20 protein-coding genes are annotated in these 24,457 nt (G+C 48.7%); 13 read left to right on the forward strand and 7 right to left on the reverse strand.

Translation table 11 applies throughout. The annotated features are described in order from the left end of the window. Positions 1 to 24 precede the first annotated feature (24 nt). Positions 25 to 1,821, reverse strand: coding sequence for an ABC transporter ATP-binding protein/permease (locus tag MK185_05780; protein ID MCH2040124.1), 1,797 nt, complete (start codon positions 1,819 to 1,821; stop codon positions 25 to 27). 65 nt (positions 1,822 to 1,886) lie between these two features. On the opposite strand from MK185_05780, the gene MK185_05785 reads away from it, so the two are divergent. The 4 genes from MK185_05785 (at position 1,887) to MK185_05800 (ending at position 5,533) form a co-directional block, all read left to right on the forward strand. Next, positions 1,887 to 2,960 (forward strand): M14 family metallopeptidase, encoded by a 1,074-nt coding sequence (locus tag MK185_05785; protein MCH2040125.1) that lies wholly within the window; start codon positions 1,887 to 1,889, stop codon positions 2,958 to 2,960. Between the two features lie 115 nt (positions 2,961 to 3,075). Further along, positions 3,076 to 3,771 carry a TorF family putative porin gene (locus MK185_05790; GenBank protein MCH2040126.1) on the forward strand — a complete coding sequence of 232 codons (696 nt, stop codon included), beginning with the start codon at positions 3,076 to 3,078 and terminating at the stop codon, positions 3,769 to 3,771. A 29-nt stretch (positions 3,772 to 3,800) separates the two neighbouring features. Beyond that, positions 3,801 to 4,619 carry an alpha/beta hydrolase gene (locus MK185_05795; protein MCH2040127.1) on the forward strand — a complete coding sequence of 273 codons (819 nt, stop codon included), beginning with the start codon at positions 3,801 to 3,803 and terminating at the stop codon, positions 4,617 to 4,619. Between the two features lie 113 nt (positions 4,620 to 4,732). Beyond that, positions 4,733 to 5,533 carry a DUF1338 domain-containing protein gene (locus MK185_05800; protein MCH2040128.1) on the forward strand — a complete coding sequence of 267 codons (801 nt, stop codon included), beginning with the start codon at positions 4,733 to 4,735 and terminating at the stop codon, positions 5,531 to 5,533. 32 nt (positions 5,534 to 5,565) lie between these two features. Here MK185_05800 and MK185_05805 read toward each other — a convergent pair whose 3' ends face one another. The 3 genes from MK185_05805 to MK185_05815 form a co-directional block, all read right to left on the reverse strand. Beyond that, positions 5,566 to 6,072 carry a hypothetical protein gene (locus tag MK185_05805; GenBank protein ID MCH2040129.1) on the reverse strand — a complete coding sequence of 169 codons (507 nt, stop codon included), beginning with the start codon at positions 6,070 to 6,072 and terminating at the stop codon, positions 5,566 to 5,568. Positions 6,073 to 6,154: 82 nt separating this feature from the next. After that, positions 6,155 to 7,558, reverse strand: a complete 1,404-nt coding sequence (gene rhlB / locus MK185_05810; GenBank protein MCH2040130.1) for an ATP-dependent RNA helicase RhlB — start codon at positions 7,556 to 7,558, stop codon at positions 6,155 to 6,157. A 12-nt stretch (positions 7,559 to 7,570) separates the two neighbouring features. Further along, positions 7,571 to 8,116, reverse strand: coding sequence for an elongation factor P hydroxylase (locus tag MK185_05815; GenBank protein MCH2040131.1), 546 nt, complete (start codon positions 8,114 to 8,116; stop codon positions 7,571 to 7,573). 76 nt (positions 8,117 to 8,192) lie between these two features. On the opposite strand from MK185_05815, the gene MK185_05820 reads away from it, so the two are divergent. The 4 genes from MK185_05820 to MK185_05835 all read left to right on the forward strand — a co-directional run bounded on the left by MK185_05820 (position 8,193) and on the right by MK185_05835 (position 13,390). Then, positions 8,193 to 9,560 (forward strand): MATE family efflux transporter, encoded by a 1,368-nt coding sequence (locus MK185_05820; GenBank protein ID MCH2040132.1) that lies wholly within the window; start codon positions 8,193 to 8,195, stop codon positions 9,558 to 9,560. 96 nt (positions 9,561 to 9,656) lie between these two features. Further along, a complete protein-coding gene (mtgA, locus tag MK185_05825) occupies positions 9,657 to 10,514 on the forward strand; it encodes a monofunctional biosynthetic peptidoglycan transglycosylase (GenBank protein MCH2040133.1) in 858 nt (285 codons plus the stop codon). Positions 10,515 to 10,798: 284 nt separating this feature from the next. After that, on the forward strand, positions 10,799 to 12,700 hold the full coding sequence (locus MK185_05830) for a DUF294 nucleotidyltransferase-like domain-containing protein (protein MCH2040134.1): 1,902 nt from the start codon (positions 10,799 to 10,801) through the stop codon (positions 12,698 to 12,700). Then, the gene (locus tag MK185_05835; GenBank protein ID MCH2040135.1) at positions 12,701 to 13,390 is read left to right on the forward strand and encodes a 3'-5' exonuclease; all 690 of its coding nucleotides are present in this window, start codon (positions 12,701 to 12,703) and stop codon (positions 13,388 to 13,390) included. Between the two features lie 72 nt (positions 13,391 to 13,462). On the opposite strand, the gene MK185_05840 is transcribed toward MK185_05835, so the two are convergent. Further along, complete coding sequence (locus tag MK185_05840) at positions 13,463 to 15,034, reverse strand: BCCT family transporter (protein ID MCH2040136.1); 1,572 nt, start codon at positions 15,032 to 15,034, stop codon at positions 13,463 to 13,465. 140 nt (positions 15,035 to 15,174) lie between these two features. Beyond that, positions 15,175 to 16,104, reverse strand: a complete 930-nt coding sequence (locus tag MK185_05845) for an AraC family transcriptional regulator (GenBank protein ID MCH2040137.1) — start codon at positions 16,102 to 16,104, stop codon at positions 15,175 to 15,177. 106 nt (positions 16,105 to 16,210) lie between these two features. Here MK185_05845 and MK185_05850 point away from each other — a divergent pair, with 106 nt between their 5' ends. From MK185_05850 to MK185_05870, 5 genes are all read left to right on the forward strand, one after another. After that, positions 16,211 to 17,206, forward strand: coding sequence for an NAD(P)-dependent alcohol dehydrogenase (locus tag MK185_05850; protein ID MCH2040138.1), 996 nt, complete (start codon positions 16,211 to 16,213; stop codon positions 17,204 to 17,206). A 254-nt stretch (positions 17,207 to 17,460) separates the two neighbouring features. Continuing rightward, a complete protein-coding gene (locus MK185_05855) occupies positions 17,461 to 19,014 on the forward strand; it encodes an NAD(P)/FAD-dependent oxidoreductase (GenBank protein MCH2040139.1) in 1,554 nt (517 codons plus the stop codon). Positions 19,015 to 19,240: 226 nt separating this feature from the next. After that, complete coding sequence (locus MK185_05860; protein ID MCH2040140.1) at positions 19,241 to 19,969, forward strand: transporter substrate-binding domain-containing protein; 729 nt, start codon at positions 19,241 to 19,243, stop codon at positions 19,967 to 19,969. A 276-nt stretch (positions 19,970 to 20,245) separates the two neighbouring features. Beyond that, positions 20,246 to 21,691, forward strand: a complete 1,446-nt coding sequence (locus MK185_05865) for a cache domain-containing protein (protein MCH2040141.1) — start codon at positions 20,246 to 20,248, stop codon at positions 21,689 to 21,691. 2 nt (positions 21,692 to 21,693) lie between these two features. Continuing rightward, positions 21,694 to 22,338 carry a response regulator transcription factor gene (locus tag MK185_05870; GenBank protein MCH2040142.1) on the forward strand — a complete coding sequence of 215 codons (645 nt, stop codon included), beginning with the start codon at positions 21,694 to 21,696 and terminating at the stop codon, positions 22,336 to 22,338. A 77-nt stretch (positions 22,339 to 22,415) separates the two neighbouring features. On the opposite strand, the gene MK185_05875 is transcribed toward MK185_05870, so the two are convergent. Beyond that, on the reverse strand, positions 22,416 to 24,416 hold the full coding sequence (locus MK185_05875) for a ricin-type beta-trefoil lectin domain protein (protein MCH2040143.1): 2,001 nt from the start codon (positions 24,414 to 24,416) through the stop codon (positions 22,416 to 22,418). Positions 24,417 to 24,457: the final 41 nt, after the last annotated feature.

A 24,457-nucleotide genomic window follows, 5' to 3' on the forward strand; every position in this document is an offset into this window, starting at 1 on the left:
CTCTCATTAATAATCTGCTATTTGTTATTCTGCTTCCTGCTGCATTTGCCACAACTGAAAGTAGCGTCCTTTTTTACTCATTAATTCAGCATGACTGCCCTGCTCGATGATCTGACCATCTTCAAGTACCGCGATGCAATCCGCCTCCACAACCGTCGACAGACGGTGAGCTATGATCAATGCAGTGTGACCTACTGATACATGGCGAATCGCTTCCATAATGCCACGTTCGGTGTGAGAGTCGAGAGACGATGTTGCCTCATCGAATACCATTATCGCCGGTCGTTTCAGCAACATCCGGGCAATGGCAACGCGCTGTTTCTCACCACCGGACAACTTCAGACCACGCTCGCCAACCCGGCTATTCCAACCGTCCTGAGTCTGTGACAATAAATGATCAAGCTGCGCCATACTCATTACCCGTTGCAGCTCCTCATCGCTGGCATCCGGTTTTGCGTACAGCAGGTTATTCTTCAGGGTATCGTTAAACAGTACCGATTCCTGTGGGACAATCCCCAGCTGTTGCCGCAGTTGTTGTTGCGGCACCTGATCAATCGCGACCCCATCAATCAGTACCTTGCCCTGATGGGTATCGTAAAAACGGAATAATAATTTAGTCAGTGTCGATTTACCGGCGCCGCTGCTGCCAACCACCGCCAGGGTTTTTCCGGCCTCGAGCGTCAGATTCAGTTGTTTGAGAATCGGGCGTTCGGCGTTGTAGGCGAAATCAACGGCCTGAAATTCAACCTTGCCATGATTAACCTCAAGAGGTTCTTTACCGCTGTCAGCGACCGTTGGTATTTCATCGAGCAACTCAAACATGCGCTCAATATTGGCCATCGATGCTTTGATTTCACGATACACGAAACCAAGAAAATTCAGTGGCAAAAACAGCTGAAACATAAAGGCATTTACCAGCGTAAAATCACCAATCGTCATACGCCCGACTAGCACATAATAGGCGGCAAACAACAGCATTGAGGTCATCGCCAGCGTGATGATCAGCGCCTGTCCGGCATTTAAACCAAACAGGGTCAAACGATTATTACGACGTGCCTGTTCCCAATCTGCCAGTGCACTGTCGTAAGCACTGGCCTCACGGCTTTCAGCAGTGAAATATTTCACCGTTTCATAATTCAGCAGACTGTCGAGTGCTCGCGCGTGAGTGGCTGAATCTGCCTGGGCTGCCTGACGCACATAGCGGGTTCGCCATTCCGTCATTTTTATCGAGTAGGTAACATAGGCCACCACAGCAATCAGAGTGATCAGGGCGAAAACTGGCGGATAATTAACCAACAACAATCCGACCACCAACATCAGCTCTAATATCGTAGGACCGATATTAAAGACGAAAAATCGCATCAGAAAGCTAATGCCATTGGTACCACGTTCGATATCTCGCTGTAATGCACCAGTCTGACGGTCGAGATGAAAACTGAGACTCAGGCTGTGCAAATGGCGAAACAACTTCAGCGACATACGTCGCATTGCCCGTTCGGTTACCCGGCCAAACAACACATCACGGATTTCGCCCATCATGACATTCAGAAAGCGAACCGCGCCATAAGCTAACAGTAAACCCAGCGGAAACCAGAGCCACCAATCGTCGGCAACGGCACTGCTGAATTGGGATAAATGATCAACCTGATGTTTGAGCAGAAACGGCATTCCGACACTGGCTAACTTTGCGGCAACCAGACATGCCAGTGCCAGGACAACCCGATAGCGATATTCCATCAGATAAGGCCACAGGGTTTTCAGCCAGTAGCCCATGCGCAATTGATCCGGCTCATGGGTGGGAAGCTGGGAATAGGTTTTCATCAAATTGTTACTCTACACTGATGTAATGGCGGCCGACTCAGTGCAAGAGTAAGGATCAGAGGACTGTGATTCAACGGATTTACCACATTAAACGTGCGTTACCGGAATTGTTTGAACTGGAAAGACTGATCGAAACCAGTCATCAACACATCCGCGTCAGCGTTCCTACACACATTACGCAACAGGACGTTCAGTTACCCTTTTACGTACTGGAGATGGGGTCTAATGCCCCGTTAGCGCCCACATTGGCTTTGATCGGCGGCGTTCACGGTATTGAGCGTATCGGTACTCAGGTTATTTTGTCATTTCTGCGTACCTTATTGCGGCGATTGGATTGGGACCCGGTTGCCCACGAACAGTTAGCACAGATTCGCCTGGTGATTATTCCGATCGTTAATCCCGGTGGCATGTGGCGCAACACACGCGCCAATCCGAACGGTGTTGACCTGATGCGTAATGCCCCGGTTGACGCTTTGCACAAAACACCCTTTTTAATCGGCGGCCAGCGCATCAGTAAACACCTGCCCTGGTTTCGCGGTAAAAAGGATGCAGCCATGGAAGAAGAAAACATTGCACTGACACAAACGATGGCACAGATTTTCGCCAATCAAAAACATTGCGTCAGCCTGGATTGTCATTCCGGCTTTGGCAGTAAAGACCGCATCTGGTTCCCCTACGCCAAGAGCTTACTACCCTGGCCAAACCTGGCAGAAGCCTTTGCTTTGACTGAAAAATTTGAACACACCTATCCCAGCCACGATTTATATTTATTCGAACCCCAGGCACTTTCTTACACCACCAACGGCGATGTCTGGGATTATGTGTATGACCGTTACTGCCAGCAACAACCGAATGGCTTGTATCTGCCGTTAACTCTGGAAATGGGCTCCTGGCTTTGGGTAAGAAAAAATCCTCGACATTTATTCCGATATCACAGTTTTTTTAATCCCATCCTGCCACATCGTCATCAGCGAATTCTTCGTCGTCATTTCACGCTGATGGACTTTCTGATGTCAGCTGTGCGCAGCATGCCAAGCTGGGCGCCAGTCAATAGCAGCCATAAAGCCGAATTGTACCGTCGCGCGCTTGAACGCTGGTATCCTGAATCACTGCATCAAACCTCTGTGACGGGTACATGACGGCCGGATCGGGTAAATAAGCGTAAGGACAAGGCTCCGCAGTATGATCGCGGTCACAAATGATGAAAAATTGCGTATAGTAGCCACCTGTTTTTTTATAGTTAAGTTTGGTTCCATGTCACGTCTGTCTTTGCTTGCTGCTTCACTGACCCTGGGCTTCAGCCTGCCATCATCTGCGGATTTCAGCGCCAATATTGGTCTGGCCAGCGAGTACGTTAAAGATGGTGTTTCATTATCACAGGGGCGTATCACGCCGCAGGTCGGACTCACCTACCTCAATGACTGGGGTGCCTATGGCGGTCTTTGGGCTTCTAATCTGGATCAGAAAGGCGATAGCCGTTATGCCGAGTGGAGCGGCTTTGGTGGTTTCTACTTTCCGCTGACAGAGAGCCTGGCACTGGACCTTGGTGTGACACGCTATGATTATCTTGGCGATGCCAAATTTAACGATCAGGAATACAATGAAGGGTTTGCACGATTGTTGGTAAACGATGCCTGGACCTTTGGCTTGCGCCACGCGAGTGACTCACTCGGTTCCGGCCACGATAAGCAAACCATCGAAAGCGCCTATACCATGCAAAGCGGATCATTCTCGATTGAGTTTTATCTGGCTCAGAATCGCTACCTGACCATCGACAACACCACAAATTTTGGTGGCAGTCGTGACGATTACTGGCACTTCCGCTTTGGCCTGGGCCGTACTTACAACAACTGGGATTATCGCCTGCGACTGGAACGTACGAACCTGGGCAGCGGTTTTGATGGTGGCACCAACATTACCTTTGGTATGCACCGCTACTTTGATTTTTGATTAACTTCTGATTCTTCGGAGATGAGGATATGGACGTCGATGTTGCTCCGTCTGAATGTAGCCGACAACCCAACCACCATCCTCATCTGGTGTTATTGCGTGGCCTGATTCGCAGCCGCGTCCATTGGGAGCATTTTCCGCAGCAACTGCAGTCTGCACTTCCCGATCACCACATACTGACACCCGAACTGGCTGGTAACGGTGAACGTTACTGCGAAACAACGCCTTTTTCAGTTGCAGCTATGGTGGAGGATATTCGTCAGCAAATTGCCGATACCCGCTCCAATCAACAACCTGTGCATTTAATAGCGGTCTCCATGGGGGCAATGATTGCCTCAGAGTGGGCGCGACGCTACCCGCAAGAAGTCGGACAACTGCATCTGATCAATACCAGCTTCAGTAATTTATCATTGCCCTGGCAACGCATGCAGGCACCGGCATTTTTCTCTCTGGTAAGACGATTATTCAATCGACAGAAACTGGAAACTGAAATTATCCGCTGGACCATCAACACCGATCAAACAACTGGACTGGAGCAGCGCTGGCAACACTTTGCCAGTACACACCCCCTGAGCCATCGCAATGCTGTGACTCAACTGTTATCGGCCAGCAGTTATCGGGGACCATTGCAGTCTCCGGTCCGGAATGCCTTTTTTTACTGCAGTCGGAACGACCGGCTGGTTAATAGTCGCTGCACGCAACAAATTGCCCAACACTGGGGGAAACCTCTGTTTATAAACGAGTCAGCCGGACATGATCTATCCATGGATGATCCTCAATGGTTAATCGACCATATCCTGGTAAATCTCCGTGGGTTAGTCGATAAGGGCATATCGGAAACAGACTGACATAGTGTTTAGCGTTTAAAAACGTTTTTTTATTGACTTATTTCTGCCGGCTCTATTTTTTAAAGGTATGGGAAATACTCGGCTATTTCCCGCTTTAGGAATGGGAGGTACCTATGGATCTTGACCACAGGCTGAAAGAGTTCTTCAATAATCTTTGGTTACCCTATCAGGCCATCACGCCACAGGCTGGAAAAATTCATTCGCTCTTGCAGCAACATGATGAATCCGTGGTCAACGATCACATTGCCGTGCGCACCTGGGCAGACTCACCGGTACAAATATCCCGCCTGGAGCAGCAATTATTCGATCTCGGTTTCTTTGTATTTGATGACTACCACCTGACTCAGAAAAAGGTCTACGCACGCAGCTATAATCACCACCAAACTGACACCAAGATATTTCTCAGTGAGCTTAACTGGCAAGCACTGCCGCCGGAGTGTCAAACCTTAATTTCCGCAATGGTTGCGAATATTCCGGACAGCTATCCCAATGGTTTTAACAACGGTTGCTTGTGGCCAACACCCAGCTATGAAGATTATTGCCAATTACAACAGCACAGCGAATACGCCGCCTGGCTAAGTGTGTGGGGAATACGAGCCAATCATTTTACTGTTTTTGTTAATTCACTGCAGAGTTTCTCTCACTTACAGCAGTTGGTGGATGTGTTGCAACAGCAGGGATTTAACCTGAATGAGGCTGGAGGAATCATTAAGGGTACAGAAGACATTGGATTAATCCAGGCCAGTACCCTGGCAGACCATCAGTCGGTTTTATTCCGCTGTGGCAGTCGGCATCAGATACCAAGCTGCTATTACGAATTTGCTCAACGGTTTGATGTCGACGGTGAATTATACCAGGGGTTTGTCAGCACCAGCGCCGATAAAATATTTGAATCGACCCACCAGCAACGCTGAGCCGTTGCCGGAAAAGACAACAAGATTTCCTCTCAGCGAGCATCGACCCAATCGATGCATTGTCTGGTTTTACCCAGACAAAGCGGCGAAAATTGAGTGGCCAAAACCGAAAATGGCTGCTGGCCATCCAATACGCGTTGTTTATAACGATCCGGAAACTCGACCCATCCTTGCTGGTTAACACTCGAAGGGAAACTGGCAATTTCAGGGTAATAACCAATCAGCGTTTTTTTATCGAATAACAACAAGCTGAAGTACTGCAGATAGTCGTCGCCTTTAATACGCTCAAGACCGATTAAGGTACGTGTGCCACTGTCCCCGAAGTAATACAACGACACAACATGGTCGGTATGACTGCCCTTCATTAATGGTGATCGGGTTGCATACAGGTGACGCTCCGTCCACTCAGGCGTCACCCATTTGGGCTGATTGGTAACGCCATCGGGTGTTTCTTGCAGCACTGAATACACTTCAGACAATACCGGAGAGCTGACCACAAGAGGAAGACACCAAAGCAGAGCATATTTTAATAACGTCATTGTTTTATCCTTCCTTTTCAGGACTGTCATCCAATCTGACTTATCGCTGAGCTACGAACGTTTTTCGCATCGTTCAGCCTGATTAATCAGGCTGAGTCAGTTCCAGTTTGGTGCCAAGGTATTTTTCCAGTGGTGGTAAGTTAAATGCGTCGTCTTCTGACACAAAGCTTACCGAGGTGCCTTTGGCACCGGCACGACCGGTTCGTCCTATACGGTGTACGTAATCTTCCGGATCTTCCGGCAACGTAAAGTTGATGACGTGACTGACATTATCAACATGAATACCGCGACCGGCCACGTCGGTTGCTACCATGATGTTGACATGACCATCGCGGAAGCGTTCCAGTGTGCGAATGCGTTTCTGCTGATTCACTTCACCTGATAACAACACCGCTACATGACCGTTCTTGTTCAACTTGTCACACAGGTTTCGCGTCAGATCACGACGGTTTGCAAAGATGATGCAGCGCTCAGGCTTATCGCGTTCAAGAATCTTAGCCAGTAGATTGTACTTGTCGGATTCTGCGACCAGATACAAGGTTTGAGTAACCCGATCGGTGGTCACCTGTTCAGGCTCAATGACGACCGTCAGTGGATCAAACATCCACTGATCAATCAGAATGCGGACATCGTAGTTAAAGGTAGCCGAATACAGCAGGGTCTGACGCTCCTCTTTCGGCGGCGTTGCACGAACAATGCGGCGCACATCTGGAATAAAGCCCATATCAAGCATACGGTCAGCCTCATCCAGCACCATGACTTCGATCTGGTCGAGATAAACATCCTGACTGCGCATAAAATCGATCAGACGTCCCGGTGTCGCCACCAGAATATCAACGACTTCATTGCGCAGCTGGTGTCGCTGCTCCTCGTAGTTCATGCCGCCTACGACAGTACACACATTGAGACCGGTAAACCTCGCCAGACCTTCAGCGTCTTTACCAATCTGCATTGCCAATTCGCGGGTTGGTGCAACGATTAACGCACGTGGCTCACTGGCATAACGTTGTTCAATTTTGTCAGTCAGTAACTGATTAAGAATGGTCAGCAGGAACGCGGCTGTTTTACCGGTGCCGGTTTGTGCCTGACCAATGGTGTCACGACCACGCAACGCAGCGGGTAAACTCTGAGCCTGAATCGGCGAACAGTATTCGAAACCCAGCGCGTGAATACCTCGCATCACACTCTCTGGTAAGTCCAGATCATGAAAACGCACCTTTCCTTCCATTGGTTCGACATTAAAGTCGGCTGGATTCCACGGTGTTTCCTGCGGTTTCGGCTTGCGGTTCTGATTACGCTTGTTATTGCCACCCTGCTTTTTCTTCTGGCCGCCTTTGTGAGCCTGATGCTCTGCTTTGTGCGTATCACGCGCTGGCTGATTACTTTTTTTGTGAGCGTTACCTTTCGGCTGACTCTTTGTATTGGCTTTCTGTGCGGCTTTCGGAGCATCTTTACTCTTAGCCGAACCGAACAATTTTTTTAACAAAACGAACTCCGGTTATAGACGGTCCAGCACAAATAACTCGGCGCTGAATTGACGGTGGCGTTGATAATAATCTAATAAGGCATGTTTTAACACTTCGGCCCGGGCGGGCAGGCCCTGACTGAGGTAATGTTGCGCCTGAAGGACGACGTTATGGCGAAAACGAGCCAAACCTGAGGCAACCTCAACAGGATCACCATCCAGATTGTCCGTACTGACCTGAAAATTACGACCACAGGCTTCTGACAGAATCCACTCCAGTGCCTGAGGTTTCACCTCAACCTGCTCAAACTCACGCTGGCGATCGGCGTCGCGACCATCGGGTTCGTACCAATAACCGAAATCAACCAGCTGGCGGCGCTCTTTTCCGGCAATACACCAATGACTGATTTCATGGAGCGCTGACTCATAAAAGCCGTGGGCAAAAATTACCCGATGATGCGGGAAGTTCTGATCAGCAGGCAGGTAAATGGGTTCATCATCTCCGGCGACCAGCACCGTATTTTCTGTCGATTGGAACAGCTGGTTGAACAGTCTGATCAGGTCGTCAACGTTTAACAAAAATCAATTCACTCTGTAAGGACTTCAGGGCAAAATGCACGCCCTCTTCACGATTCAAACGCGGAAACCTATCGGCATGACTTTCAAAGCTCAAGAATTACGAGCTCTGCGCCAACTGACCTTCCCCATTCTGGCAACTCAACTGGCTCAAATTGGCATGGGGACCGTCGACACAATGATGTCTGGCTATGTCAGCACCCGCGACCTTGCGGCAGTCGCTATCGGCACCTCCATCTGGTTACCGATCTGGTTACTGCTGGCAGGTATTCTGGTGGCCTTATCACCGCTTACCGCACAGTTGAGTAGCGCAGGGCAGACAACCCGGCTCCCCAAATTGCTAACCGCGGCCCTGTTTACTGGCGTAGCATTCGGCCTGCTTGCGTCGGTTTCACTGGCGGCATTATCGCAGCTATTGCCCCTGATCGTCGATGACCCACTTACCGCAAATATTGCAGGCGACTACCTGTTAGCCATTGCCTTCGGTATGCCATCGGCGGGAATCTTTCTCGCATATCGCTTTTATGCCGAAGCACTGCATCATCCTGCACACGTTACCCGGGTCATGTTGATTGGCCTGGCGATGAATATCCCGGCAAATGGCTTGTTCCTGTATGGTTGGTTTGGCCTGCCGGAGCTTGGGGGCGTGGGTTGCGGTATTGGTTCTGCGCTGGTATTCAGCGGAATGGCCGTGGCCATGGCATTAAATACCCGAAAGCATCGTCTGCCACCGCAAACGTCCTTATGGCGAGAGGTAATTCGCCCGGACTGGTCTCAGGTAAAAGCGCTTGTGGCTCTCGGGTTACCAATCGGGAGTTCGATCTTTTTTGAAGTCAGCTTATTTTCTGTGATCGCCTTGTTTCTGACCAAACTGGGCCATATTACGGTTGCCGGGCATCAGATTGCACTCAATATATCGTCGCTGACCTTCATGATTCCCCTCAGCCTCGGGATGGCCCTGACCGTTCGGGTTGGCCACCACATCGGCGCCAATAATGCGGATCTGGCGCGCCAGACCGCCTGGCTTGGCGTAAAAGTGAATCTGGCAGTGGCTGCCTTTAATGCCACCTTGATGGTGACGTTATCGAGCTTTATCGCCGGATTATATTCACCCGATGCTGATGTCGTTAAGGTGGCCTCCGGTTTGCTGCTATTCGCGGCAGTATTCCAGTTGTCTGACGCTATTCAGGTTGGTGCCGCTGGGGCCTTGCGGGGCTATCAGGATACGTTGCCGGTGATGATAATTACCTTTATATCGTATTGGGCAATCGGCCTGACCCTGGGATATTACCTGGCCTTCTATGGCCTCTGGTTTAACCAGAATCAGCCTCTTGGTGCTGAGGGTTTCTGGAGTGGTTTGGTGATCGGTTTAACGGCAGCAGCGGTTGCTTTGAGCTATCGTTTGTATAAGGTCAGTCAAAATCCTAAACAGGTGCTGGCAATGTAAGCAATCGGCTAAACACTGTGTCATTGGGTTACTGAATATCCTGATTTGAGCCGTGCACTGATTGGTCAGTCTATAGCAACATAAAAGGGTCATTGGATGGAATCATGGCAGGATAAGCTACTGTACTGGGTTCAGTTGCCATTCCAGCGACTGTGGCACTGGACCCGAACCCTGCTGCTTATTACCGGCGCCTTGGTTTGGCTTGGGATTGCAGCAGTCAGCGTGTTTACCGCCCTGTTATTAAAAGACCTGCCCACCCGCGAACAGATGTCGATGGATAATCTGCAGCAGATCGCAAATCAACGCTTACATATGCGTGCAGAATTGAGCAAGACCTCAGCGCAAAGCCGCCACGCCACCATTCACCCCTGGATTGACCTTGACCAGGTCAGCCGAGATTTGCTGTACAGCATTGTCTTAAGTGAGGACGGTGACTTTTTCGTTCATCAGGGTATTGATTACGATGCACTGCAGGCAGCCCTGGCGGAAAATATTAAGCGTCGGGAATGGGCGTTTGGTGCCAGCACCATCAGTCAGCAAACGGCAAAAAATTTATTTCTTGATGGCAATAAATCGCTTACCCGAAAATTTCAGGAATTGATCGCCACCCGCCGACTGGAACAGGCTTTAAATAAAAATCAGATCCTGGAAATTTATTTAAACATTGCTGAATTCGGACCGGATCTTTACGGCGTTAAAGCTGCAGCGCATTATTATTTTGAAACCACACCCGATCAGTTAAATGCAGTCCAGGGGGCATTTCTAGCACTATTGTTACCATCACCGCGCCGCTACCATTACTCTTTGGTCAGCAATGGCAACTGGTCTCCGGCACTGCGCAAAAAAATGCAGCGTATTTTACGTGATATGCGCTTCAAAGAATTCATCAGTGCAGAACAATATCAGTCCTACCGTAAATGGCGTTATGACGGTTTACCAAAGAAAGCCAATTAAGCCGAAACACCATACTGACAATAATAATGAGTTCTCTTTAATCACAATCACTTAATAATTAATACACTGACTTTGCGCTTATCACTCTTATCGCAATACAAACATTAGATGACAAAACTGAGTGCTGTTTTTGTTATCGTGAGATAGAGGCTGATCTTCAGACGAAAATCAGCATATTCTCCAAAAATAGCCATCATCGACTCTGAATATACACCACTGATTTACGCTTCGTTTGTTACCGACTGCATGTTAGCCTGTTATTTTAATTTTCGCCGGACATTCACATGCAAGCCGAAATTCTTGAAGTGATGCGTTTTCTGCAGGATCACGCGCCGTTTGCAGAGCTGCCTGAAGACACACAGGGCTTTGTCGCTCATCAAACAGAAATCAGTTATGTGCGAGCCGGTCAGGAAATCCTGAATTACGGTGATCCGATTAACGACCTGTATCTGGTGCGCAGCGGCGCGGTCGAAACCTATCGTCGCAGCGGCGACCTCTATAACCGCCTGGATCGCGGTGATACCTTCGGCCATTTTGGTCTGTTTATGAATCGTAAGGTGCGCTATCCGGTAAAAGCCATCGAAGACACGTTACTCTATTGTATTCCCGCCGATTTATTTGATGAATTATGCGATCGCTATGATTTCTTTTCCGACTTTTTTGAAAGCGACGGTACCGATTTATTACGCCAGGCCATTTCACAACGAGCGGAAGGTAATGACCTGACAACCGTAAAAGTTAAATCTCTGATATGCCGTGAAGCTGTATCAGTGACTATCGACAGTGATATACCGGAAATTGCTCGAACCATGACGGAGGAGCGAGTGTCATCTATCCTGGTGACCGATCCCGACAAACCAATTGCCACCGACCCGGATGATGATGACGGTCAGGTCGTTGGAATTATCACCGACCGGGATTTACGCACCCGGGTGTTGGCACAAGGACGTCCATTAACTACCCGTGCCGGCGATATTATGTCGGCCGACATGGTGATTATCGATGACAATGCGTATGTGTTCGAAGCCATGCTCACCATGTTGCGCCAGAACGTACATCACTTGCCGATCGTACATCGTTCGAAACCGATTGGTGTCATCGCTCTGTCAGATATCGTACAGCACGAATCGCAAAACAGTCTGCTGTTTGTGCGCAGTATTCTATCCCAGAGCGGTGTCGAAGACCTGGCCGAATTGTCGCAACAATTACCCAACGTGTTTTCGCGCATGGTTAATGAAGATGCTAACTCGCACATGATTGGCTCTGCGATGGCAGTGATTGGTCGCGCCTTTAAGCAACGCTTATTAGAATTGGCAGAGGAAAAGTTCGGCCCCCCTCCAGTGCCCTATTGCTTTCTGGCATTGGGTTCAATGGCGCGTGACGAGCAGTTAATTGTGACCGATCAGGATAATGCCATTATTCTTGATAACGGTTTTGAAGCCGACAAACACGATGAATATTTCCGCCAGCTGGCTGAATTTGTTTGTGATGGCCTGGCACAATGTGGTTATCGCTATTGCGACGGCGGCATCATGGCAAACAACCCGGAATGGCGTCTAACGGTTAAACAATGGCAACAACAATTCAGCGACTGGATCGATAACCCGTCCCCCAAAGCGCTACTTCATTCATCCATTTTCTTCGATCTTGACGGAGTACATGGCAAACTTAAGTGGGCGAAACAGCTCAGTAACTTTATCAGTAAAAAAGCCAAACATGCTCCTAAGTTTCTGGCGTACTTAGCTCGCAACTCACTGAACCGCACACCACCACTGGGGTTTTTTAAGGGTTTTGTGATGGAGCAGGATGGTGAACATAAAAACTCCATCAACCTGAAACGCCGCGGCACCGCCCCTCTGTCTGACGTCATTCGTGTTCATGCACTGGCGATTGGTTCACGCGCACAAAATTCGTTCGAACGATTAGACGATATCAAAGATTCCAACCTACTACCGCCAGGTAAAGCGCGCGATCTGAGTGATGCATTGGAATACATCGCCATGGTAAGAATTCGTCATCAGGCACTGGATATCGAAAACGCCATTGAACCAGATAACAATATTGAACCGGATAATTTATCCACCTTTGAACGCCGTAATTTGAAAGAAGCATTCCAGGTATTGGATAAAGCGCAGGCCTTTCTGAAATTCCGCTATCAGTCCGGTCGTCCGGTGGATGTACGCTAGATGACAAATATTGACTGGCAGCAGAAATTTGCCCGGCAACGGGTCGACGACTCGCGCCTGCAAGATTATTACAATGCTGGCATGGTGAGCGCGGATACGCAGCTAATCAACGTCCCATTGGTTGCGCTCGATTTCGAAACCACCGGACTCGACCCGAAACAAGATGACATCATCAGTGTTGGCCTGGTGCCTTTTACATTGCAGCGAATTCAGCTGCGTGACAGCGCCGAATGGTTGGTCAAACCGAATCAACCACTGGAAGAAGAGTCGGTTATTATTCATGGCATCACCCATGATGAGGTCAAAAAAGCGCCAGATCTGACGCAAATCCTTGAGCCGTTATTAGCGGCTCTGGCCGGGCGTGTGGTTGTGGTCCACCACAAAACCATTGAGCGTGAATTTATTCACTACGCGCTGATGGAGCGTATTAAGCAAACGCTGGAATTTCCGGTCGTTGATACCATGCAAATTGAAATTGATGCGCTGCGGCAAAGACAGGGGCTTATTGGCCGCCTGCTAAAGCAGCCATTAGATTCCGTTCGTTTATGGGACTGTCGTCGGCGTTATTCCCTACCCTGCTATACACCACATCATGCTTTAACCGATGCGATTGCTACGGCTGAATTATTCCAGGCCCAGGCGGCTTATCATTTTCGCTGTGACACCCGCATTGGTGACATCTGGCTTTAGGTTATAAAAATAAAGCCCTTACTCTTTTCAGAGCAAGGGCTTTCGTTGATACCTGTGTAAACCAGATATTTATTAACGCTTTTCTGTCCGTAACCCCATCATCAGACTCACACACATCAGCAGCAATACAAAGGTAAACGGCAAACCGGTAGAAATGGTCCCCGCCTGCAATGCCTGCATAGCTTCTGTACCACCAATCCATAACAGCGCGGCTGCGATTGCACCTTCAACCGTTGCCCAGAAAATACGCTGAGGTACCGGCGCATCAATTTTGCCGCCCGCAGTGATGCTATCAATCACTAATGAACCAGAGTCAGACGAGGTAATGAAGAACACCATTACCAGCATAATCGCAATAACCGACACCATACTGGCAAGCGGTAATTCGTCCAGTACCTGGAAGGTCGCCATCGATGCTTCGGTTAAGCCATTCGCACCCAATGCGCCGACATTATTGACAACCTGATCGATGGCAACACCGCCAAACACACCCATCCAGATTGCGGTAATTGCTGTCGGCACCAGCAGGACGCCGGCAATAAACTGACGAATGGTACGGCCTTTGGATACACGAGCGATAAACATACCAACGAATGGCGACCAGGAAACCCACCAGGCCCAATAAAATACCGACCAGCCTTGTAACCAGGCCTCATCTTCACGACCGTGAGGATTACTCAGTGGAATGATGTATTCAAAATAGGACACCACAGTGGTTGGGATATTCGACATGGCCGGACCAAACGCGGTGAACATAACAAACAGCAAAAATGCCAGAGCCATTACCATATTGACGTTACTGAGAACTTTCACGCCGCCCTCAAGACCCCGAACTACCGAGACAATCGCCAGCATGGTCACAAATGCAATCACCAGAATCTGAAGACCTACGCCGCCTTCAACACCAAACACGTGATTGATACCGCCCGCGGCTTGCTGAGCACCCAAACCGAGGGACGTTGCCAAACCAAACAAGGTGGCCAATACCGCCAGGATATCAATCAAATGACCCGCCCAGCCCCAGGTGCGATCACCCAGAATGGGGTAAAACACCGAGCGAATCGATAACGGCAAACCTTTGTTGTAAGCGAAGAAAGCTAACGATAAGGCGACAATGCCGTAAACAGCCCAGGCATGGAATCCCCAGTGATACATAGTGGCACCCATCGCCAGCTCAATGGCCTCCGGCGTATTTGGCTCAACGGCCAGTGGCGTTTTGTACCAGCCGGTGTAATACGCCAGCGGCTCGGCGGTTCCCCAAAACATCAGGCCGATACCAATACCCGCCGCAAACAGCATGGCAAACCAGGATAACAGAGAGTGTTCCGCCTCTGCGTTTTCGCCACCTAACCGCACCTTACCGAAAGGAGATACGCACACTGCAACAATAAACAGCAGCAGTATATTGACCGACCAAATGAAGAAACTATCAAACGTCCCAATGATGTCCCATTTAAGACCATCGAGTGCTTTTTTTGCTGTTTCCGGTTCAACCGCTAATACCGCGATCAGGAAAAGTGTGATGAGCGCGGCACTGATACCGAAAACCGGGTTATGAACGTCAAACCCCCATTTCTGTACATTGTCTTGCCCTATTGTGTAATCAGTATTGTCAATACTGTACTTGTCGTTCGAACTTGCCATAGAAGGATTACCAACTCATTAGTACTCTAAACAGTTCTCAGCATAGCAAAATAGTTAGTTTAACCGCAAAGACCGTTTTCAGAGGGCAGATTCCGTCAAATTTTGGTGGCGCATTGTTTTGTCTACAAAATAATAGATCTCTAAGAACTTCCAGACAGCGCAGAAACAGGCACAACGTAACTGGCTTTGATGTCGCTGAAATCCATTTCCGTCACGTCCTCAAATAACTCGTAGTCATCACCATTGGCGCGTTGATAGCCCGAATCCGGCAACCAATACCCGTAAATGTAATCCATGGTTTTGCCCACAGTATCAATATCAACGCTGGCCACTGCAAATCGGGCGATGGTTTGCTCAGGTAATGAGTAACGCGACATCCCCTGACTCAGCGCTGGCAAAACAGATGACTCATCAAACGCCACGGCGGCCATATAATCCAACTCGGCTTCGTCAAACCGACCACTATCGCTGATGGTGATCCCCATCATGGTATTGGGTGTATGACCAGCAAGTTGATCAAGGTGAGTAAATAACTGGCGCCAGCTGTTTTCCAGCAAATGACAATAACTGCCCTCAACCAGAAAGGGCGACGGAATGCGGGTTTTAAACCCCACCAGGGTCAACGCCGGGCGAGTAACGATATCCGGCTGGCGTTGTATTTCTTCGCTCAGGTGCTGATACAAGGGTTGACTCAACACTGGCTTTTGTTTGAAGTCCACCCTTGGTGCCTGCTGGCGAAACTGCTTGGGTGACAAACCATACTGACTCTTAAAAGAGCGGGTGAACGCTTCATGAGAGTTAAAACCCACAGCAAACGCGATATCAATAATACCGTCACTCCCTTGCTTCAAACGCTCGGCGGCAGCGGATAAACGCCGTCCACGTATGTAGTTTCCCAGCGTCTCCCCCACCCAGGTTTTAAACAAGCGCTGAAAATGCCAGGGAGATACACCGACCTGCTGCGCCAGATAAGCCACACTGAGTTCGTCAGCCTGCTTCAGCGCCAGATGATTCTCGATATGGTCCACGACTTGTTGAATCAGCTCTGCATCGTGAGTAAAGGTGGTCATGTCGGTATTCTCCGCCGCAATGTTACTTCCGCGCACAAATTATCAAAAAAGCATCCGATTAAACATCTACTCTGCCACTCTTCATTTGCTCAACAGGAAAATCATCATGCTAGCCGCTGTTTACCGACGCTATGGCACACCTGAAGTATTCCAGCTGGAAGAGCGGGAAATCCCTCAGCCCGGCGAAAATGAGGTGCAAATCCGTATCAAGGCCAGCACGGTATCCTCAGGCGATTGGCACTTACGCAAAGCAGACCCATTTGTTGCGCGCTTTTTTAGCGGTTTGTTCAAACCCAAATTGACAATACTGGGGTCTGAATTGGCCGGCGTCATTACGGCAACAGGCAGCAACGTCAAGCGATTTAAAGTTGGTGATGAGGTGTTTGGCGCCACTGGACTCGGACTCGGTGCTAACGCCGAATATCTGTGTTTGCCTGAAGATGCCGCCATTGCGATCAAACCGGATAATATTTGTTTTAAAGAAGCTGCCGCCATTCCATTTGGCGCCGTTGCAGCGAAACATTTTTTGCAGAAACAAGCGGGGTTGGCCGAAGGTCAGGAATTGCTGGTCTATGGGGCATCCGGCGCTGTAGGAATTTACGCCGTGCAACTGGGCAAGATTCTTGGTGCGCGAGTCACCGCTGTGTGCAGTGGTAAAAATGCTGACCTGGTTACCCAGGCCGGCGCCGACGAGGTAATCGACTACACCCAAAAAGGGTTTCCCAGTGCAGATCAAACCAGCGACAGGCGGCAGTGGCACGTAATTATGGATACGGTCGGTAAAACCGATTTCAACGAGTTAAAACCCTATCTCACGGCGCAAGGTCAATATCTGGCAGTCGCCGGGGGACTCAGAGAAATACGTCAGATATGCATAAATACCCTTGCCCGGCTGTTCCGGTTTCAGCAAAAGCGTTTGGTAATGGATATCGCTCTCGAACAACAATCAGATATGGAATGGTTTGCCGAATTAATTCAACAAGGCAAACTCAAGGCGGTGATTGATAGCGAATACCCATTGGCACAAATTGCCGAAGCTCATCATCGGGCCGAAAGTGGCCGCAAAACCGGCACACTGATTCTTACCATGCCGGGTACCTGACCTGGAGACCTGAGCAGACTTGTTGTGCCTGGTTGCAGGCTTTCATTCAATGAACTTCGCAGTAACGCATGACACGTCGGAATGGCAGCATCTATTACCCGATGTCTGCCAGATTTAATGTGGGATGCATCGCCGGATTGTACTCAGTTGATGCTGGATCGCGTCAAAGCTGACGCTGAATCACCTGTTCAGCATCAGCCGATTCGCGCACAGTAACGTTCACCTGAACAACAACGTTAATAAGGCGCACCGCAATGTCTGCTACCGAATATTTTGATGTCATTATCATTGGCGCCGGATTGTCTGGAATTGGTGCCGCCTGTCACCTGAAAAAAGATTGTCCGCAAAAAACATTCGCCATTCTTGAGGGCCGTGATGCCATGGGTGGCACCTGGGATTTATTCCGTTATCCGGGCATTCGTTCAGATTCTGATATGTACACCCTGGGGTACAACTTCAAACCCTGGACCCAAGCCAACGGTATTGCCGACGGCAAAGATATTCGCGAATACATCCGCCAGACTGCCGAGGAAAATAATATTACCCCCCATATACGTTATGGCAGTCGCGTAATTAACGCCAACTGGGACAGCGAAACGGGTATCTGGCAACTAACCGTCAATGACAGCAACAGCACCGCCCCCAAACATTACGTCTGTAACTTTTTACTGTGCTGCACCGGTTATTACAATTACGACCGGGGTTACACCCCTGATTTCCCTGGTATTAAAGACTTTGCAGGCCCGGTTATTCATCCGCAACAGTGGCCAGAAAATCTGGATTACCGTGGCAAAAAAGTTGTGGTTATCGGCAGCGGTGCAACTGCGGTGACATTGGTACCGGCGATGGCGGCTAAAGCCGGACACGTTACCATGCTGCAACGTTCACCAACGTATGTCATGAGCCTTCCTCAGGACGATCCTATGGTCAACGCTCTGCGTAAGCTGTTGCCGGAGAAATGGGTGTATCGCATCACCCGAACCCGCAATATCAGTTTATCCTGGCTGATGTATAACTATTGCAAGGCTTTCCCAAAGCAGGCGCGTAAACTGATCTACAAACTGACCCAGACACAGGTTGGGCCGGATTTTGATATGAAACATTTCAGCCCAAGCTATAACCCATGGGATGAACGTTTGTGCGCAGTACCTGATGGTGATCTTTTTAAAGCCATTCGCGAGAAACAAGTATCGGTTGTTACCGATCACATTGATACGTTCACAAAAAACGGAATCCGGCTGAAATCCGGCGAGGAACTGGATGCTGATATTATTGTTACTGCAACCGGCCTGGATCTGGAAATGTTCGGCAAAATGGAAGTTCAGATCGACCACCAACCGCTGGTCGCGAAAGAGAAAATAGTGTATCGCGGTTTTCTTTTGGAAGACCTGCCCAATGCCGGTATGGTCTTTGGATACACCAACGCCTCCTGGACATTAAAAGCCGATCTGATCACCGAGTGGATGTGCCGGCTGCTGAATCATATGGATGCGAGTGGAAAAACCGTTGTTGTTCCGCGCAACGTCGATGCCAGTGTCGAGCACCGACCGTTTGTCGATATGGCATCCGGCTATATCCAGCGAGCACTGGATAAAGCGCCGAAACAAGGCTCTGCAATGCCCTGGAAGTTGTACCAGAACTACGCACTGGATATGGCTATGTTGCGTTTTGGTAAGGTCAATGATCCACGTTTGCATTTCTCAACCGCGCAAAAGCCACTGGAACAAACAAAAAACAACCCCGAATCGGTTTTTCCGGCCCCAAACCAAAAACATCCATTAAAAAATGAAGGCATAAGTGTGGCCTGATACCCAATCAGCAACTCAGCCGTTCTTTCGTGCGTTTTCACCGAGAAATCTCTTGTACATCATAATGATGTTGCCCGGCTTGTCAGCCGGGTTGGTTTTTTATGTAACAATCAGTGCCAAACCTATAATAAATTCGTCTAATAGACGTCAACCTAAAGCGCTAGACTCAAGGCTACCTATAATAAAGAAGTCCATTCATTGAGAATATCTGGCCGGGAGCCACATTATGAAACCTTTATTGACACTATTATTATCGGCTTTTTTGTCTGCATCACTGCAGGCAGAAACCATCAAGGCAGCATACGGTGACTGGCCACCATTTTATGACGCCAGCAAAAAAAATGGTGTTGCACTGGATATTACAAAAGCCGCTTTTAAATCTCAGGGATACAAACTGGAACTGTTTGTTGTGCCCTGGGCACGGGTCAATAATGGCGTAAAAGAACAGCAGTATGATGTCACTCTGGGGGCCTGGTGGACGGAAGAACGGACCAAGATTTATGACTACAGCGAACCCTTTCTCGATAATGCGATTAAGTTTATTAAAAGGAAAGGTGACGATTTTGAATATACTGACCTCAACAGCCTGAAAGGAAAATCGGTTGGTGTAGTTCGTGGTTACGGTTATGAAAGTGAATTTCTCAAAGCCAATAGCTTCAAACGTCCTGAATCAAACAGCCTGGTAGCCAATGTCCGTAAACTGGTTAATAACCGCATTGATCTGACACTGGAAGATGAAATCGTGGCTCGGGCGACTATCAGCAAAGAGGACGCTACCTTGCTGAAAAAGATCGAGTTCACCGAAAACGCATTAACGGTCAACAGACTGCACGTGGCTGCTGCTAAGAAGAATCCACGAGCAAAAACCATTATTGCTGCGTTTAATAAAGGGTTGGCTCAAATTAAAGCTGATGGAACTTTTGATAATATTCTTGCCGAATACAAATTGAAATAATCACCACAAGCTCATCAAATACCAGCGACTGTTATCGGGTTAAGAGCAACTCATATCACAGTCCGCTGGTGTTATTAGTCAGTTTCCTGAAATCTGCTCTCCCCTTTTCGATCTCCATCCTGGCCGTGTCCTGTTACGCGATCAATCAGTCGAGTCCCTGAAAACACGATTTAGCCTTATACTCGCCAGTCAGCCGGTTCGATACTAGAGAAAGTCCGGCTTTACTCAGGTCTTAACAGACTGTGAATGATTACTACAGATACTAGGGCATGCGGCATGAACCTTACCCTGAAAGCCAAAATACTGTTGCTGACTGTGTTTCCACTGGTCGCACTCACATTGACCATTACCTGGGTAACACAACGTCAGGCCAAAAGTCTGTCGGAGCAACAATTGTCCATCGTGAAAGAGTCCATGATGGAAGACAAACGCAGAGCATTACGCGACTACGTCAATCTGGCAATGACATCGATCACACCGATCCTGGATGAAATGGACGAAAGCTCAAGCAAGTCCCGCAGCCAGGCGGTATATGACATTAAACGTGTTCTATCCAGCCTGACCTACGGTCCGGATGGCTACTTTTTTGCTTACGGTGATAACGGTGTCAATATCGTTTTGCCCCTGCAACCACATCTGGTCGGTCGTGATCTGATTGACGTACAGGATGAAAACGGCCAGTTCGTCATTCGTGATTTAATTGAGGTGGCAAACAACGGCGGCGGGTTTTACGAGTATGCCTGGAATAAACCCTCAGCGAATTCCAATACTAAAAAACTCAGTTATGTTGTGCGTATTCCCAAGCTCGGATGGATGATGGGAACCGGGTTGTACCTGGATGACATCGCACTCGAAACCCGAGAGCTGCAAGAAAAAGTTGATGCCAATATCCGCAAAACATTTGTAACCGCCTCGCTGCTGCTGGCGGTTACACTAACACTGGTTGTGGTGATCGTGGTCGTCATTAATATGCATGCAACCCAACTGGCTGACGATCGCTTAAGAGAGCTTGCACACCGCTCAGTATCGTTCCAGATTATGCAGCGCCGTACATTCGCTCGTGAGCTTCACGATGGCATCAATCAACTGCTGGTATCGGCCAAATTGCGCCTCGGCTTATTAAAAAAGAAATGGCCGGAGGAGGTTGCGGTGGAACATATGGAAAAAACTGAAGCATTATTGAATATGTCTATTCAGGAAGTTCGCCGGATATCCCATAATCTTCGCCCGATACTGTTAGATGATCTTGGCTTACAGGCAGCACTGCAGGGCATACTGGATACACTCGAAGAACAAGGTGCTCATACGGTACTACGAAAGATTCGATTACCGGACGAACGGCTGCCTGATGCGGTCGAGATGACGGTCTATCGCCTGGTACAGGAAGCCATTACCAACATCCAGAAACACGCGGACGCCGACCTCGTGACCGTGTCGGTTACTACCAGCGATAAATCCGTAGTGATCATCATCGAAGATAACGGTAATGGTTTCTCAGCAGACGATACCTCATCCGGTATGGGCATGATGAACATGCGCGAACGGGTGGAATTACTTGGCGGCAAATTCAGTGTTCGTAGTCATGACAAACAAGGCACCAGCATACGCGCAGAGCTTAACCTGACAGTTTCACCATCAGAAATTCAGCTGGCAGCCGAATCAGAGCTTCTCCCTCCAGTACCTCTGTTTCCCGCTGAACCCAATAAAGACGGAGATAAATAAGTATGTCTAAAACAATTCGAATCGTTGTCGCAGACGACCACCCCATGGTCCGTGAAGGGCTGAAGGTCAGCCTCGAAAGCGAAGACGGTTTAACCGTTGTTGCCGACGTGAACAATGGCCAGGAAGCGCTGGATGCTGCCGCAGAATTAAATCCAGATGTTGTCATGCTCGATATATCCATGCCGGTTATGAACGGTATGGAAGCATGCGCTGAATTCAAAAAGCGCTATCCGGATATTCGCATTCTGATGATCACTATGCATGATGATCGGGAGTATATTCTGAAAGTGGTTCAGTCTGGAGCAGCTGGTTATGTATTAAAAGATGTGGCAGCGGAAGAGCTGATCCTGGCAGTGCAAACGGTACACCAGGGGGGTACCTACTTCAGTTCCAGCGTTGCTAAAACCTTATTTACCGACTTCAGCGAAGCGCAAACCCGTCAGAGCAATGATGTATTAAGTCGGCGGGAAGAGGATGTATTGGCATTACTGGCCGACGGGTTGGGTAATAAGGAAATCGCACGTGAGCTGAATATTTCAGTGCGTACCGTTGAAGCTCACCGCTTAAAGATTAAGCAAAAGCTGAACATTTCGACATCGGCAGGCTTAATCCGATACGCACTGGATCATGGCATTATCCGTAAATAGTTCCATCATACTGGCGGGCTGGATGACCTACCCGCCCGTATAACTATTTCACAACAGCCATTATCAAAACCGATCAATCAGTTTCCCCAACCAAAGGTTTGGGCTACACCCGCATCGACATTCCATAACCACAGATCCTGACCATCGTTCGGCGTGCCCCACTTCACATCGAGTGCCAGATTATGGTTTTTCCGTGGACGAATGGTCGCACCAACAAAATCCCACTTCAGATTAATATGGTCTTCACACTGCCACATTTTTACGCTGGTGCCTGCGCTATTGCCATTGGTGGCATCAAGGCACATATGTGGATTAGATTTATTACGAATAAAACCTGTGGCTTCCTCATACACCCATTTTTGCCAGGTTGCCGGATTCCAGCAGGAATGGACAAATACGTTATTACCATTAACTGCTTTGTTGCTGGTATCCATACACACACCCATTACTTTCAGCTCGCGAAATTCCGGGCCGGTTACTTCCTGGGTACGATCACGTTTAATCAGCTGGAATAGATTCCGGGCGGGTGCAGAGTGACCGCGGTTAGCCCGCATTGAACCGGTATTTAATGAGCTGCCATCACTGTTATGACCATCCCAAAGTGACACATCGTATTTGCCACCAGAACCGTTGTCATTCCACTTCCAGTTAGTGTGTTGTGAGGCCTGCACATACGATTCATGCACGCAGCGAATTAAATCGGTTGACGGAGCGATGCCATGGTTAGTGGTCGTTACGTCGCCTAAACAAACAAAACCCTGAGGAGCAATCGGACGCCAGATACTGGCATCGGTGTCGGCACCGGAATCATTGTCATTCCATACCCAGTTATAACCCAGAGGTTTGGCCACACCTGGCTGACCGTCTTTCACCAGAATACGGTCAATATTCCAGTCAAAGCGGTAGCCAGCAATGGGAATATCACCCAACGGGTAAAAACCCGGCACTGAACGCAGACGCCAGACAGAGCCATCATAATCAGCGCCCGAACCGTGATCGCCCCATACTTTTACTACATCGTCTGTGCGCATGTATTGCAAAGCATCGTCTGGTTCTGCTGGTGCCTCGGTATTCAAACGAATCGCCATTGGTACCATTGCAGTATATTCGAAGAAGTCAGCAGTCATGATATTCGGCCGAATACCCTGCTTCTCCCAATCAGCAACCCACTCGCCCAGATACGAGCGCATCCAGTCTCGTGTCCAGTTCAGAATACTCCCAGAGCTGAATATATTAAAAACATCCTCAATGATGGTAGAGTCTTTCGGTGTAAACGTGAAAGCACTATAGAAAAGTTTATCTTGTGGTGCATTGGTCAAACCTTTATAGATGCGGCCATTGCGATTCCAACCATTCAATAATCGTTCGTATAACTGACCTGAACTCTCAGTATCTGCCCAAGTACCCTCTAATTGTGAACTGCCGAAGTAGCCTCGTTCCTCACCGTATGAACTACCGGAAGCCCAGATAACAATAATATTATTGTTATGGCCGTCACTGTCGTCCGCCCATAAATCATTTAATGTCGTATTGGCTAACGATTTGCTGGCATCGGGCTTTCGATCACTCACATACTGATCGAATAAATCCAGTAAATCTGACATATCACCAGCAGCGGGGGTTTTGGCAACTTCAAGAATAATTGGCTCTTGCGGATGCTCCTCAGAGAATTGACGAACCTGAGCTAATACGTCTGGCATGGTCATTCCTACCAGGCCATGTACATTCACAAATTGTCCTTCGTGCTTGAGAATTCGCAAATCGAAATGGCGTATACCCATTTGCAGCATGTCGTAAATGTTATAACTCTGAGTTTTCCCCCAATCAGAAACCACACCTTTAGCAGCACCATAAATACTGTTGGCATCCGGGGCTAAATCAGATGAAGAGCTGAAGTTATAAGTTGCCGAATCGTGAGTACCAGGAATAACCATCTGACGCAGCGTAGTATCACCACGTTGTTGATAAACCTGAGATACCCAATCCGCTGTATCGTAGGCATTCGCCTGAACACATACTGACGATAATCCAATAAAGCTGATGGCTGTGGCGAGACCTGATCTAATTAATTTCTTCATTATTATTTCCATGTAACGATGTTGAGTATTGCATTCGAAGT

Source organism: Saccharospirillaceae bacterium (genome assembly GCA_022448365.1).
Taxonomy (GTDB): Bacteria; Pseudomonadota; Gammaproteobacteria; order Pseudomonadales; family Oceanobacteraceae; genus Bacterioplanoides.